Below are 13,768 nucleotides of genomic sequence, written 5' to 3'. Positions count from 1 at the left end.
GAGGCAGATTATGAAATTTCTTTTACCGCTTATTCTGCTTCTCATCGGCTCTGGTGCAGGTGTCGGTGCCGGGCTTTTTCTGCGCCCGGCGCCTGATGAAAAAACCGCAGACAAAGAACCGTCGGATGCTTCTGTCGAAGAAATGAAGGACGAGAAGAGCGCTGACAAAAAAATAAACAAGGAATACGTAAAGCTCAGCAATCAGTTTGTCGTGCCGATTGTTCAGGAAAACCGGATATCGTCCATGGTTGTTCTGTCGCTGAGCATCGAGGTGGCAGAAGGGAAAGGTGACGTAATCTACGATACCGAGCCCAGACTGAGGGATGCGTTTTTGCGTGCCCTTTTCGATTTTTCGAACATTGGCGGTTTTGATGGTCACTTTACTGACAACTCCAACCTGGACATCCTGCGACGGAGCCTGCGTGAAGTCGGCAGGAAGACAATTGGAAAGGAGATCGTCAGTGACGTCCTGATCTCTGAAATTGCCCGTCAGGATTACTGAAACGCACCCCCTCAAAAGGCGAAAAGGCGGTTGTGGCTGAGCTTCAGCAGCTGTTAAACCGTTTGTTCACCGACATTTCAATCGCTGCTCTGAGCTGTGCTTCACTACGGCGTTTTCGGGTTTTCTGTTTGTCCCGATCCGAGAGCTCTGAGACGACGAGCACTTTTCCATATGCTTTCCTGACCTGTCTGAGATGATGATCCTTCTGTGCGAGAATTCGCGCCAGCTGAATGTTAAGCTGTGTTTTCTTTCGGCCAACCCATGATTTCCAGATCACATCTGCGCCGATTGCCCGCATGGAACCTGCATCATCACTGGTCGGGGCGCGGGCGTACTCATCGAGCTTCATCAGTTCAGCCCTGAGCGCGCCTTCTTTTGCAAGTAATACCGACAGTTCCCGTCGCTGGATCATGTACCTGGTCTCCACGATCCTTTGCAGTCCGGGCAGCTTGTCGGAGGTCATACAAATTTCTCCTTTGAACGACGTCGCATCGCTTCGGCGAAGCGGATTGCGGCTGCGACGGCTTTATAGTGCTCGGGCGCGATTTCCTGATCGATTTCTGTGGTCGCATAAAGCGCGCGTGCCGTTGGCGGATTACTATGGATCGGCACATCGTTCTCCCGTGCAATCTCTCGGATGGTTTTTGCGATCTCATCCACACCCTTGGCAACACAAACCGGTGCGCGGCCTTTCTCTTTGTCCCATCTGAGGGCTACGGCATAATGCGTGGGATTCACGATGATTACATCTGCTGCTGGCACGTCCGCCATCATCTGCGATGCGGCGAATGTCTGAGCGCGTTTCCGGCGCTCCTGTTTGACATGCGGGTCGCCTTCACTGTTTTTTGCCTCATCCATAACTTCTTTGCGCGACATACGGTTTTTGCGCAGGTGTTCAAAATGCTGCCAGACCGCGTCAATCACGCCGATCACGCCCGACACAACCACGACCACAACCAGAAAAGAGAGGCAGACCTCCGATAGCAGTGCGACGATTGCAAAAGGATTTGAATGGATCGCCTGAACCATATCATCAAGGCGCAGGTTGAGAAAAACCCCCAGACAAACGGAATATACCGTCAGCTTGACCGTGCTCACTGTGAACTGAAACAGACCGGTTCTGCCAAATTTATTCTTAGCGTTCTGCAGCGGTGAGATTTTTGATAACTTCGGTTTTATCTTCTCAGGAGCAAACACAATGCCCCGGAGAGCAAACAGAGACAGTAAAACGGCCAGAGCCGGGAATGCGAACACCGGTGTAATCGCTCCGGCCAGTGATGCCATCAGACCGCCGGCTGCAGGGCCTGCGGCACCTGAAAAAAATAACGTCGCAAGGGCGTCCGGCTGGTCGATGATGATCATCAGAGTTTCACTGAAAGCAGTCAGCGCGGAAAAACCCGAGACAAGTAATCCGATCAGCAGTCCCGAATACCCTGCCGCGGTGAGCAGCTCAGCAGATCTGGCAAATTCGCCTTTCTTCCGGGCATCCAGTAGCTTTTGCGGGGTTGCATCAAACGACTTATCGCTGCTGTCATCCTTATCGCTCATGGCCCGCCTCCGAACGGCGTCCGCATGAACACGTCCAGCGACTGTAACCAGACAGCAAGGATTGATGGCGCAGAGACGAGCAGAAGAAACAGCCCACCGGCGGTAATCACCGGCGCGCCAACGAAAGCAACCATCAGCTGTGGCATCGCTTTGTTGATAGCGCCGAGCGCAAAATTATAGAGAACAGAAAGGATGACAAATGGTGCCGCGAGCGTGAAGGCGAGAGAAAAAGCCTGTGCGACCTGACGAACACCCCATTCCGCCACATCGGCACCGCCGGCAAACCTTCCCGACGGCAGAAAGTCATAAGACAGAATAATGAGTTGCGCGGCCTTTACATGCAGACCGGCCATAACGGCCAGCGCGAGCCCGCCAATGATAAGAATGTAGCCCATCGCAGGCATGGGATCCACGGCCGCGCCACCGAGCACCTGTGACAGTGACGTTGACTGTGCGGCAATTGAGCCCGCTGTCTGGAGAGCAAGGACAAAAAGGCGAATGCCCAGACCCAGCGCGAGCCCTGCAATAATCTCGGTCAGAATAAAAAGAACGACGCCGCCTGCGTCGTCGGGACGTGCTGCAACCGGCACCGCCGGCGCAATGACCGCAGTAAATGCAATGGCAACTGCAAGCTTGATGCGTGCAGGAACGGATTGCTCTCCAAATGCAGGCAGCATTGATGCCAGGGCTGCGACGCGAAGAAATACAATGAAACCGTGCATCAAAGTGTCGTTGAGCAGAGGCATGAGCCCGTCGAGAGTGGTCATGCGGCCACAACGCCAACAAGTGACGGTCTGGCATCGAGCCCGATTTCCTCAAATGAGAACACCGGATTTGAAATGCCCTTGGCCCGCATCACTGTTTTGAGGAACCGGCGCCGGCGTGTATTCGTGACAATCGCTGCATTAATACCGTTTCTGTTGGCATCCTGCAGTTTTGAAGACATGTTTTCAGCAAGCTGATTAAAGAGTTCCGGCGGCAGGGCGATATCAAGCCCGTTATCGGCATCCACCTGATAAGTGTTGAAGGCATCCTCCCACTCCGGGGCGAGCTGAACGAGCGGCAGTGTCCCGTCCGCGCGCCGCATTTCGGCGACCAGTTGAAAACCCAGCCGTTGCCTCACGTGTTCGCATATGGCTTCGGGCTGTGCATTATGAGCGCGGGCTTCTGCGATTGCCTCAAGGATCATTGGCATGTTCCTGATGGAGACCTGCTCATCCAGCAACAGTCGCAGAACGGCGTGCAGGATATCTACGGGCACTTTGTCCGGCACCATTTCGTCAATCAGTTTACGGTTCGCTTCAGCGCGCCTGGGATCGGAGATGTTCACCATCTCGGCCAGAAGCCTGCGAAGGGATTTGAGCGTAAGCAGACGGCTGAAGTTTCTCTTGATGGTCTCAAGCAGATGGGTCGCCAGGATTTCAGCAGGCGTTACGAGCGTGAGCCCGTCAAGAGCAGCGGTTTCCTGATCGCGGCTGCTGATCCATCGCGCCGGCGCCCCGTAAACAGGCTCCATCGTGTCCGTCCCGTCGGGCAATGCGGCGTTACTGTCTGGTATCAGGGCGAGGATCTGATCGGATTTCAGAATCGCACGCGCCTGCTCGACTCCATGAACCTTGAGCACGTAGGTTCCGGATGGCAGTGTCGCATCATCCGTAAGACGGATTTCTGGCAGTATCAGTCCGTAAACCGAAGCGACATGGGTGCGCATATTGGCAATCCGGGCATCAAGTCCGGTGCCCGGATCAAGAACCATATTGACCAGATCGGTCGCAAATTCGACGTGAACGTCATCGATTTCCAGAATGTCGCCAAGGGGCCGCTCTTTGGGAAGGGTGATATCCTGCTGATCGGCATCGACAACCGGTTTCAGAGCCTTCGACTTCCGGTGCAGCCAGAAAGCAGCAGAGGCAAGCAAGGCGCCACCTGTTACAAATGGCAGAAAAGGAAGCCCTGGAAAGAGTGCAAAGACGAACATTAAACCTGCGACGGTTGCGAGCGCTGCGGGATGTTTGCCAAGCTGGCTGAAGACGGCAAGATCTGTCGCGCCCTGAGCGCCGCCACGTGCAAGCAACAGAGCCGAAGCAATCGAAATAATGACGGCGGGGATCTGCGACACAAGGCCGTCGCCCACCGTCAGAATTGCATAAGTCTCAAAAGCCTGACCGATCGGCATGCCGTGAACGGCAACACCCATGATCAGGCCTGCGACAAGGTTCAGAAGAGTGATCAGAAGCCCTGCAACCGCATCTCCCTTCACGAATTTTGACGCACCATCCAGCGATCCGAAAAAAGTTGTTTCCTGTTGCTCGCGTTCGCGACGCTCTTTTGCTTCGGTATGGCTGATCGCACCGGCTGACATGTCGCTGTCAATGGCCAGTTGTTTTCCCGGCATTCCGTCGAGCGCAAATCTGGCACCAACTTCGGCCATCCGTGCTGCGCCCTTTGTAATGACCATAAAATTGACGATCAGAAGAACGCAAAAGACGACCAGTCCCAGAAAAATACTTCCGCCCATCACGAAGTTTGCAAATCCTTCGATTACCTCGCCGGCGGCATCTGTTCCGGTATGCCCCTCGCCAATGATCAGCTTTGTGGAGGACACGTTCAGCGACAGGCGCAGCATCAAAGACGCAAGCAGAATTGTCGGAAAGGCGGAAAAATCGAGCGGTCTTTCGATAAATAGCGTCACCGTAAAGATAAGAATCGCGAGGGCAAAAGATGCGGCGAGCCCGGTGTCCAGGATCCATGCCGGCATTGGCAGGATCATCATGACAATAACGGCCATCAGCGCGACGGCGAGCATAATTGTCGGGTTGAGGAAAGCTTTTACACTGAGATTTTTCAAGAGTACGGCACCACAATCAGTTTGAGAACAGGCCGGGGCCCGTGACGTTGCTCAGAGGAACAAGTGATCCCATCGCTGTTTTGCTGTCGGAGGTTCGGAGCAGTGGGAACGAATTTTTTCTGAGAACCGGAGACGGCGTAGGAGGTGCCCGGGTCCCGTCCCTCATCTCTGCAAGAATGCCCCTGAAACGAGACAGATAACGCGTCGCATGTTTTCTTGTCCGGGAATGATACATGCCAACGGCAGCATGCCAGTCGCGCGTTTCAGTGTAGAGATCTGACAGAAAAGATGCTGCGTATATTGCGTTTTTTGTTGGGTCGAGCATTTCTTCAAGCGAACTGAAAGCCATTCCGTGCCAGCGGAGATTTACCTGGAAGCAGCCGACGTCCACCGACCCGGACCCGTTTTTCAGAGTGTTCCGCAAATGGGAAAGGGTTTCAGATTCGCTGCTGAACCAGAATCCTTTTCCCTCTACGTTGAGAGCCCATGGCCATGGAGCCATACTTCCCGCAACGTTTCTGCCCGTTTCCATTCGCGTCAGAGCCTTAAGGATGCGCAGGGGCACACCTGTTTCGCGTGCTGCAATCGCAGCAGCCTCATCGCATATTGCGCCCGCACTTTTCCCCGGGGCCATCTGAAATGCGGACAATGCTCTCACATCGAGTGAGACAACAAAGATCAGAACAACAATTGCTCCAAGAGGAAATTTCATGGCAGCTCCTGAAAACCGCGTTCTGCGGATGGATAAACCCTAGCAATGCAAAGTTTATTTTATGTAACCGGCAGTCCGGAACTGCTCCTACTCAGAGATATTCAGGTCCGACAGAAGTGCGTTAAGCGTGGCGCGCGCATTTTCACTTGAATCAATCGCACCGGAAATTTCGCGTAGCATTTCAGGTCGGGTCTCCACTGGCGCGACGTCTTCGCCGGAAGCCTGAGCAACCGGTCCGAATAAAGGTGTTTCTTCATCAGTCAACTCACGCCAGTCCGGCGACATAAATGCAGCCTGAGATGCTGAACCCTGATCTCCCAGCTCGACATAGGTTTTCGCGGCACCGCCGAACTGTTCCAGTGCGATCTGAGCGCGTGCAGTCAGGGCAAGCGCCTCGTTTTCGGTCATTTCTTTGAGTAAAGATAGAGCCTTTGCAGGCTCGCCTGTATCGAGCAACGCTTCGGCATAGAGAAGTCTCTGTCCGGTTGTCCTGAGGCTGTCAGGGTTGCCTGTGATAACCTGCATGGTGATACTGGGAAACCCGGCTTCGAGTAACCGACGTCCGACGGAAAGTTGCGTAGATAACCGTACGTTGTCCCCGTCGTCAGGATAGTCGCTGAAAAAGTATTCTAGAAAAGTAAGCTCGTTGCCCTTTTCCGCCAGTTCGGTAAACATCTGATCAGTGAGATTTTGCCGCTCAGGGTAAGCGGTGAGCGCCGAGGATGTCTTTACGATCTGGAACGCTTCACCAAACTGCCCTGAATGCGCGAGGCGCAAAGCATGGCTCGCTTCGACCGAGGCGGAGATGTCCAGCCCCCGCGTTTCGAAAACATACGCTTCCAGCAGCCCGGCCAGCTCATCCGGAACGGGCTGATCGTCACTGATGAGCTTGTTGACAAGATCAGACACTGCCTGTGGCGACTGCGCATTGTTGTCGGCTACCGCCTGCCTGAGCAGGTCTTCTGCCTCGTCCGACCCGCCCATTGACGCCGCTACTTTCGCCGAGACCAGAGGTGCCAGATTGTCGGGACCGTGGTTGAGTTGCTCCATGTGACGGAGAGCAGTTGCAGCAGCCTGTTCTTCATCAATGCTCAGTAAACGTTCGCTGATTTCAGGCGCAATCAGTGGTTTGAGGTGATCTGGCAGGTCGAACAAAGCTTCGAGGATCCTGTCAGGAACGATGTTCTGAGTACCGGTGGGGTATTCCGCCGACAACGCTGACCAAAGCGCCGTAGAGGGACCGCATCCTGCAAAAAGATGGAGTACCCGGGGGTTTCTGGCGTGACCAAAGTCGAGGATATCGGCAATATCGTACAACTCGGGGTGCGAATTTTCCAATTCGGGAGCAAGTCTCAGAATACTTTTCGCCTCTGCTCCGAACCCCATATATGCGTAAAGTCTGGCAAGGATCAGCGCCTGTGTGAGGTCAAGCCGGCCGTTGTCCTGATAGAGGCCGACTCTGACAGTGGATAACTGAACGAACAAGTCTCCGGGTGTCCCCCAGGCATTCAGATCTGTTTTATCCGGTTCAGGACATTGCATATCTGACAAAAACTGTTCGGGGCCTAAACCTGCGTTGGGCTGATCATTGCTGCTGGTAACGCGCAGGTTTCCAAGCCGGGTAACTTTGGGTGGATCCCGTTCTTCTGACGAATCAAATATGTCTGGTTCAGAAGTATCATCTGCTAAAATATCCGTGACCGGACTTTCAGGAGAGCGGGCATCAAGTATCTTGCGCGCGATGGCGTCACTGATCCCTCGCAGCAGTGTTTCCCGGGTCTGGTTTAACGCGATCTGCTCGGGCGCGGAAAGCGCTGGTGGAGAAAGTTCAATGGCTCCGGGCTCAGTTATTGGCTGAGCATCGTCCGAACCGGGCCCGGGTTGTGAAAAGGTTTCGGCCCATAACAGCTCTCCGAAACCGAATTGGGAAACGGACCGCGGCGAGGAAACAGAAACTGTTTCGCGGGTTTTGTCCCGGCCTGCTATACCCGTGGCGACTTCTGGTCCGTCGTAGATATCAAAAATCAGATACCCCGCCTGTTCGCGATATCCGCGTACATCGCAGTCGCAGGAGAGGATCAGGGAAAGGTCAGTCTGTGTGCTGGAGATACCAACCAGCCGGGTCCTCGGGATGATGTCAAAGGTTGAGCTTACATCAAAGCCATCCCCGTGATTCCTAAGCGAAATTATTGTCTCACCAGCATTCTGGGTCATTTCCCACCCGACGGCGGGCGGGATCTGCATGACAACCCGTGTAAAGTCGCTGTGCTCTCCCGCTCGTACAACCACAGGCTCAGCGCTGGCGTGCGAGACCGTCAGCCCTGAAGTTACCAGAGCGAAAAGTACAAGACGCCATATCATGCAGCGCTCTGCTTGACGGTTTTCAGTGCTTCCTCAAGCTCCGAAAAACTTGGGCGGCAATGAGACGGTGTGTTCTGCCGGCCAACCTCAATGCAGATGTTGGTTGCGTGCGCATGCAGATTTGCGACCAGCACTTCGCGGATCAGCTGGTAAAAATGCCCGTCATCCTCGGTAACTGTTTTTACTTTCGCAGCAAATGGTCCGACCAGACAGTAGGCAAGAAAGACGCCCAGAAACGTACCGACGAGGGCGCCGCCAATGAGCTTGCCGAGAACTTCAGGCGGCTGATCAATTGATCCCATTGTCTTGATAATGCCAAGGACTGCGGCAACGATACCCAAAGCCGGCAGACCGTCCGCCAGGGACTGAAGCGCATGGCTTGAATGCAGGGCATGGTGCAAATTCGCGTCGATGCGTTTTTCCAGTACTTCTTCGACCTGGTGGGGATCATCATAATTCATCGACGCCGATCTCAAAGTGTCGCAGATCAGCGCAACAGCTTCGGCATCGCCAAGAATTTTAGGATACCGCGAGAATATTGCGGAGTCTTTCGGCGCTTCGATGTGCTCTTCGATTGCGACCGGATTCTGGCGGGCCAGCCTGATCAGTTCGAACAGAAGGCACAGAAGATCCCGGTAATCTGAGTGGCTCCATTTCGGCCCTTTGAATACCCGCGCGATATCTTTTGCGGTTTGTTTAATGGCCGATTTGTCATTACTGATCAGAAACGCGCCGGTCGCCGCCCCGCCGATCATCATCAGCTCAAAGGGAAGCGCCTGCAGCACAATTCCCATTTTGCCGCCGGCGAGCAGATAGCCACCGAAAACCATAACGAAAATTGTAATGATTCCGATAATACCGATCATTTGCTACCCCTGAAGATTACGCTGTGTCAGCATTTCAGAATGAAGTTAAAATCTGATTTCCCGTTCAGCCTTTCGGGACATCCGCATTGCGGCCCGCGAGAATCACACTGATCGAATAGGCTGTTTCCGGGGTCAGACCAGCCATCACACCGGCGGCGGCATCAGATCTCATGCGTCCCAGAAAGCCTGCCGCAAAAGCAGGTTCCATCTTCTCAAACAATGCAGCTGCATCCTTGGGTTTCATGCTTTCATAAACAGCCGTCAGCCGGGCGAGATCATCCTCCGCAGCTGTGTTGGCTATCGCCAGAAGCGAACGCAGCGATTTTTCTGCTTCTTCAAGAACGACCAGCCGGCGCTGGACTTCTTCATCCGCGACAGACAGTGCCTTTTGCCGGATGTCCATCTGCTGCTCTCGTTTTACCAGCCGTTCTTCGCGTTCACGGAAGGCTTCAAGAAGACCGGAAAGCCGCTCTCGTTCACCCGATGACAGTGCACCGGTTGCCGGCTCCTGCACCGATGCTAAGGCCTGGTCCGGGCTTTCTGTCGCCACCGCCTGACCCGCGCCGGTTCCCAGTCTGATGCCTGCGGAGGCCAGAAACAGAAATGAGATCATCATGACGGATCCCCGCCCTGATCTGCGTGAAAAAACTGCTCTTTTGCGCATCACTGGGCCGCCGTTCCACGATGTCTGACAAACATCGGCTCTGCAGGTGTCTGCGGCGCTGCGGGTGCATGCGCCACAACGCTGCCATTTGAGCGTGGTGGCTCGGGTATATCATGCATGGAAGCCATCTGAAGCTCCAGGCGCTGCGCCATACTCTCAGCTTTTCGCGTGAGCTCAGTGAGCGTTTCAGCGGAATGAGAGGCGGTTGACTGTGCGGCGGCCAGGGTCTTTGTCAGATCGTCCACCTGCGCTGAGAGAACAGCAACAGCGCCACCGACACCTTTTTCCAGATCATTAAAACGGTTTAGGCGTCTGCCCAGTATCAGGCAGTAAATACCCGCGCCCATAGCCGCGGCACCAAGAAAAATATCTGCGATCAGATCCATTGCAGTCTCCATTATTGCAGGACGAATTCCATTATGAGCAGGTCGCTTATCCGGTCAGGTCCGGCGACCATCTGAACCCGGCGCAGCATCTGCGAGCGCAACCGTCCAAGTGCGGCCGGATCCTCAAGATCACGTACTTCCAGAGCCCGCAGATACGTATTCAGCACATCCACAAAACGCGGCATGTATTTGCTGACCTCTTCTGCATAGGCGCCGTGAACCTCGAGCTCGCCTCTGAACCTCAGATAGCTGCCGGAGCTGCCGGATGGCAAAGAAATCGTGAGCGGGTCCATCGGAAGAAAGGCGACGTCGGGCGCCATTTCCGATGTGATTTTTGCTTTTTCCTCAGGTGGTGATTCGCCGCCACCGATCCATCCGCCCGAGACCGCCAGATAACCTCCCGCACCACCCGCAAGAGCGAGCAGAAGCCCGATAATCAAGGGTAGTTTGGAGGATCGCTTTTGTGTCGGCAGATCTGTTGCGCTTGCTTCAGCCATTGTGAACCCGTCGTTGTTTTCGAAACTTGTTATAGACTTGATTGCACTAACCGATTGTTAAGCCAGATCGGTCAAAGTCCTTTTTAACGCCGGGCAGAACGTCCGGCCTGACGGAGGCGAATGTGCAGCAAATTTTATCTGCCTGGACCGGGCTGAGTATCAAGCGTCAGATCATCGTGGCGATGGCGACCGTCGCGATGTTCTTTGCCGTGCTTGCAATGTCCCGGATGGCATCTGCGCCGACTATGACGCTGTTGTATGCCGGGCTCGAAAACGGCGCTGCCGGTGATGTTGTGCGTGCGCTTGAACAGCGGGGCGCCGCGTTTGAAGTGCGTGGAGGTTCCATTTTTGTGGACTCGAAAGAGCGCGACCAGCTCAGAATGACACTGGCCAGTGAAGGCCTGCCGGCCAATTCGAGCCGGGGCTATGAACTGCTTGATTCCCTTTCTGGTTTTGGCACGACATCGCAGATGTTTGATGCAGCCTACTGGCGCGCAAAAGAAGGCGAACTGGCCCGGACCATAGTCTCCAGCCCACATATAAACATGGCGAGAGTTCACATCGCGAGCACAGGTTCCAATCCGTTTCAGCGTGGTGTGACCCCCAAAGCATCTGTATCCGTCAGCCCTTCGGGCACGCCGGTGACACCGCAGCAGGCGCGTGCCATCCGGTTTCTGGTGTCCTCAGCAGTTGCCGGTCTGGCCGCGGAAGATGTGGCTGTCATCGATTCAAACGGAACCCTGCTCGGCTCTGTTGATGAAATTGCACCGGCAAACGGAAGCGAAGACAGAGCGCAGGTCTTGCGAGACAGAGTCCAGCGCCTGCTGGAGGCGAGGGTCGGGCCTGGCAATGCAATCGTTGAGGTGAGCGTTGATACAGTGACCGAGAGCGAAGCGATCCGTGAAAGAACGTTTGATCCGGAGAGCCGGGTAGCCATCAGCACGGATACAGAAGAGCGCAGCAACACCTCAAACGAGGCGGGTGGCGGAGATGTGACTGTTGCGTCAAATCTTCCCGACGAGCAGGGCGGAGCAGGAGAGAACTCCAGCTCTCAGAACAGTGAAAGCCGGGAGCGCATAAATTATGAAGTCTCTGAAACAGAACGCGAAATTCTTCGTGCGCCTGGTGCCATAAAACGACTGACAGTTGCAGTTCTGGTCAACGATCAGCCGGCCGCCGGTACCGACGGTGCGCAGACATCCGCGCCCAGATCAGAAGCAGAACTGGAAGCGCTGAGAGATCTTGTTTCCTCGGCGGTCGGCTTTGATGAAACCCGTGGCGATGTCATCACGATTAAATCGATGGAACTGCAGAGTGTGGCGCCACAGGGCACGAGTGCGGGCAGTTCACTGATGGACCGGATGCATCTTGATGTGATGTCCGCCATTCAGATGGCCGTACTGGCCGTGGTGACGCTGATCCTCGGCCTGTTTGTTGTAAAGCCGTTGCTGTCCCGTCCGGTGCCGCTGCAGAACGACGAAATCGCTGCACTCCCTCCTGCCCGCGAGGCAGAAGCCGGCGAAGATGGTTTGTCGGGTGAAGTATCAGAAGGTGATCTCGAGTTGCCGGATCTGCCGATGATTTCCGATTTTGGTGACGGAACCGGCGGATTGCCGGAGCTGGGTATGGGCAGTGGCATGAGCGATGACCCGGTGGACCGGTTGCGTTCGATGATTGGCGAGCGGCAGGAAGAGACTGTTGAAATCCTGCGGAACTGGCTCGAAGACAAAGAGGAAAATGTTTGATGTCAGTTTCGCACAGGTACAAAAATTTTGGAAAAAAACAGTCTTCCGGGGACTCCACAGATGCACCTTCGGATGAAGCTCTCGAAAACGAAAAGCTGAAAGCTTTTGAGGCCGGGTATCAGGCAGGATGGGACGATTCTGCAAAGGCAGAAAGTGATTCGCGTGAAAAAATCACTGCGGAGTTTGCGCGAAACCTACAGGATATGTCTTTCACTTATCACGAGGCGCTGGCAAAGCTCGCAACATCATTCGAGCCGGTGATGCGGCAGATTATTGGCAAGCTGCTTCCCGAACTGGTGGCAGGCGCACTCACCGGACATATTCTTGAGCAACTGAACGATCTGATAAAAGAGCATGCCGGGCAGCCTATAGAAATCGTAGTATCTCCCGCCAATGCCGGCACCGTCGAAACGATAGCCGGTGATCTGTTAAATGAGCCTTTCAGTATCGTACAGGAGCCCTCTCTCGGCGATGGTCAGGCATATGTGAAAATCGGCTCGCAGGAGCGTCAGATCGACATAGACTCCATCGTGTCGGGAGTCACTGATGCGATGCAGGCATTCTTTTACCAAGCCCGGAAGGAGCAGGCGAATGACTGACTCACCTGAAAGGAGCCCGACACATTCGGTGGATCAGACAAACCCTTTCACGTCCGTTCCGATAGAGGTTTCGGTTTGCGTGGGTAAAGCGCGGCCGCTGATCCGCGATCTGGTTGGTCTTGGAGAGAATGCTGTGCTGACGCTCGATAAATCCGTTGATGACCCGGTTGATTTATATGTCGGAGACCGACTCATTGCACGCGGTATCCTAGAAGAGCAGGATGATGAAGACGGCGGTAAACTTGTCGTGCGGCTGACGCAGATCATCGACAAGAATACGAACTAGAGACAGCAATGAAACGCAGGATCTGGTTCGTTTTGCTGGCTGCAGCTCTGTTTTTGCCGGGCAGCCTTGCCGCACAGGAAGTATCCTTCAGCCTGGGCGATGATGGATCCGTCAGTGCACGGACGATTCAACTTTTTGCACTGATAACCGTGCTTAGTCTGGCACCGGGCATTGCGATTATGGTGACCTGTTTTCCGTTTATGATTACAGTGCTCTCAATACTGCGACAGGCTATCGGTTTGCAGCAATCGCCACCCAATATGCTGATCGTCAGTCTGGCGTTGTTTCTGACCTATTTCATTATGGAACCTGTTTTCACACAGGCGTGGGCTAATGGCATTTCTCCGTTAACCAATAATGAGATCGGTATTGAAACCGCATTTGAAAGAACGATCGAGCCGTTCCGCGTTTTTATGGCCGCTCGTCTGGATCCGGAAACATTCTTCGCCATGGCGGAGCTGCGTCCTGATACGATTGATGAAGTTCCGGATGAAAATGCTGCGTTATCGGTTCTTGTTCCGAGTTTCCTGCTATCGGAAATTTCGCGGGCGTTTCAGGTCGGCTTTCTGATCTTTCTTCCGTTTCTTATCATCGACCTTGTGGTTGCTGCTGTGCTGATGTCGATGGGTATGATGATGGTGCCGCCTGCCATTGTGTCTCTTCCGTTTAAGCTGGCCTTCTTCGTTCTGGCTGATGGGTGGAGCCTCATCGCCGGCAGTCTTGTTAAGAGTTATTTCTGACCCGGTTACGCAGT

Annotated in this window: 15 protein-coding genes; 5 read left to right on the top strand and 10 right to left on the bottom strand. The window is 54.4% G+C overall.

Annotated elements, in window-relative coordinates; all coding sequences use genetic code 11:
• Window positions 1–10: 10 nt before the first annotated feature.
• Window positions 11–502 carry a flagellar basal body-associated FliL family protein gene (locus tag G3256_RS18315; RefSeq protein ID WP_169642195.1) on the top strand — a complete coding sequence of 164 codons (492 nt, stop codon included), beginning with the start codon at window positions 11–13 and terminating at the stop codon, window positions 500–502.
• Between the two features lie 43 nt (window positions 503–545).
• Here the strand turns inward: G3256_RS18315 and G3256_RS18310 are convergent, their stop codons facing one another.
• The 10 genes from G3256_RS18310 to G3256_RS18265 form a co-directional block, all read right to left on the bottom strand.
• Complete coding sequence (locus tag G3256_RS18310) at window positions 546–965, bottom strand: hypothetical protein (RefSeq protein ID WP_169642194.1); 420 nt, start codon at window positions 963–965, stop codon at window positions 546–548.
• A complete protein-coding gene (flhB, locus tag G3256_RS18305; protein ID WP_169642193.1) occupies window positions 962–2,050 on the bottom strand; it encodes a flagellar type III secretion system protein FlhB in 1,089 nt (362 codons plus the stop codon). Before flhB ends, G3256_RS18310 begins: the two co-directional genes overlap by 4 nt.
• On the bottom strand, window positions 2,047–2,817 hold the full coding sequence (locus G3256_RS18300) for a flagellar biosynthetic protein FliR (protein WP_169642192.1): 771 nt from the start codon (window positions 2,815–2,817) through the stop codon (window positions 2,047–2,049). The genes flhB and G3256_RS18300 overlap by 4 nt, the downstream gene beginning before the upstream one ends.
• Window positions 2,814–4,856, bottom strand: a complete 2,043-nt coding sequence (gene flhA / locus G3256_RS18295; RefSeq protein ID WP_246227945.1) for a flagellar biosynthesis protein FlhA — start codon at window positions 4,854–4,856, stop codon at window positions 2,814–2,816. The genes G3256_RS18300 and flhA overlap by 4 nt, the downstream gene beginning before the upstream one ends.
• Before the next feature lie 58 nt (window positions 4,857–4,914).
• Window positions 4,915–5,610, bottom strand: a complete 696-nt coding sequence (locus tag G3256_RS18290; RefSeq protein ID WP_169642190.1) for a transglycosylase SLT domain-containing protein — start codon at window positions 5,608–5,610, stop codon at window positions 4,915–4,917.
• Between the two features lie 87 nt (window positions 5,611–5,697).
• Complete coding sequence (locus G3256_RS18285) at window positions 5,698–7,824, bottom strand: tetratricopeptide repeat protein (RefSeq protein WP_169642189.1); 2,127 nt, start codon at window positions 7,822–7,824, stop codon at window positions 5,698–5,700.
• A gap of 143 nt (window positions 7,825–7,967) precedes the next feature.
• Entirely contained in the window at window positions 7,968–8,837 is an 870-nt protein-coding gene (motA, locus tag G3256_RS18280; protein ID WP_169642188.1) for a flagellar motor stator protein MotA, read from the bottom strand.
• A gap of 64 nt (window positions 8,838–8,901) precedes the next feature.
• Entirely contained in the window at window positions 8,902–9,453 is a 552-nt protein-coding gene (locus G3256_RS18275) for a MotE family protein (protein ID WP_246227694.1), read from the bottom strand.
• Between the two features lie 47 nt (window positions 9,454–9,500).
• A complete protein-coding gene (locus tag G3256_RS18270; protein WP_169642186.1) occupies window positions 9,501–9,887 on the bottom strand; it encodes a hypothetical protein in 387 nt (128 codons plus the stop codon).
• 11 nt (window positions 9,888–9,898) lie between these two features.
• On the bottom strand, window positions 9,899–10,384 hold the full coding sequence (locus G3256_RS18265; protein WP_169642185.1) for a flagellar basal body-associated FliL family protein: 486 nt from the start codon (window positions 10,382–10,384) through the stop codon (window positions 9,899–9,901).
• Between the two features lie 122 nt (window positions 10,385–10,506).
• Between G3256_RS18265 and fliF the strand changes: the two genes are divergently transcribed.
• From fliF to fliP, 4 genes are read left to right on the top strand one after another with little or no spacing between them, the layout of a single operon-like run.
• Window positions 10,507–12,129 carry a flagellar basal-body MS-ring/collar protein FliF gene (gene fliF / locus G3256_RS18260; protein ID WP_169642184.1) on the top strand — a complete coding sequence of 541 codons (1,623 nt, stop codon included), beginning with the start codon at window positions 10,507–10,509 and terminating at the stop codon, window positions 12,127–12,129.
• Entirely contained in the window at window positions 12,129–12,728 is a 600-nt protein-coding gene (locus tag G3256_RS18255; RefSeq protein WP_169642183.1) for a FliH/SctL family protein, read from the top strand. Before fliF ends, G3256_RS18255 begins: the two co-directional genes overlap by 1 nt.
• Window positions 12,721–13,014: a FliM/FliN family flagellar motor switch protein gene (locus G3256_RS18250; RefSeq protein ID WP_169642182.1), complete on the top strand. Its 294-nt coding sequence runs from the start codon at window positions 12,721–12,723 to the stop codon at window positions 13,012–13,014. Before G3256_RS18255 ends, G3256_RS18250 begins: the two co-directional genes overlap by 8 nt.
• Before the next feature lie 8 nt (window positions 13,015–13,022).
• Window positions 13,023–13,754, top strand: coding sequence for a flagellar type III secretion system pore protein FliP (gene fliP / locus G3256_RS18245; RefSeq protein ID WP_169642181.1), 732 nt, complete (start codon window positions 13,023–13,025; stop codon window positions 13,752–13,754).
• Window positions 13,755–13,768 lie beyond the last annotated feature (14 nt).

It is taken from the genome of Roseobacter ponti, from assembly GCF_012932215.1.
GTDB lineage: Bacteria > Pseudomonadota > Alphaproteobacteria > Rhodobacterales > Rhodobacteraceae > Roseobacter > Roseobacter ponti.
The sequence above is the reverse complement of the archived record's forward strand: the minus strand, read 5'-3'. Positions and strand labels throughout refer to the sequence as shown.